The organism is Candidatus Hydrogenedentota bacterium (assembly GCA_016791475.1).
In the GTDB taxonomy this organism is placed as follows: Bacteria; Hydrogenedentota; Hydrogenedentia; order Hydrogenedentales; family JAEUWI01; genus JAEUWI01.
Genome location: JAEUWI010000325.1, coordinates 1 through 604, shown reverse-complemented (window position 1 = coordinate 604; position 604 = coordinate 1). Strand labels below are relative to the sequence as shown.

Below are 604 nucleotides of genomic sequence, written 5' to 3'. Positions count from 1 at the left end.
GGAGTATCTGCTCCGCTTCCTGGCGGAGAACGGCTACGTCGCCGTCGCGGTTCAACATCCCGGCTCCGACACGCCCGCCGTCCGCGGCGAACTGGAAAAAAGCGGCGGCGCCCTCGATCGTGAGGACGCGGCGGGCAAACTCAGGGACAGCACATCCCCGCAAACCGCCGCCGAACGCTTCCGCGATATCCCCTTCGCGATCGATCACCTGACGCAGATGAACGCAAACGACCCGAAGCTGCGCGGTCGCCTCGACCTCGCACGCATCGGCATGTCGGGCCATTCCTTCGGCGCGCTCACGACGCTTGCACTGTCGGGTCAAGCATTCGCAGGCGGCCGCTTCTCCTTCGCCGACGCGCGCATAAAGGCTTCGATCGCCTACAGCCCGTCAAAGCCGCGCATGGGCGACCCGGCGCAGGTCTTCGCAACAATCCAAGTCCCGGTCTTCCACATGACCGGCACCGAAGACAAAACGCCCTTCGATCGCGGCGAGCCGCCCGAGAGCCGCCAAGTCCCCTACCGCAGCACCACCCCAGCCGACAAATTCCTGATCGTCTTCGCCGGCGGCGACCACATGATCTTCTCCGGCCGCGACCTGCGCGGC

Annotated in this window: 1 protein-coding gene; it reads left to right on the top strand. The window is 66.2% G+C overall.

Features of this window, described 5'->3' with window-relative positions:
• Nucleotides 1-604 (top strand): acetylhydrolase (locus JNK74_29485; GenBank protein MBL7650307.1); only part of this gene is annotated, 604 nt, incomplete at both ends.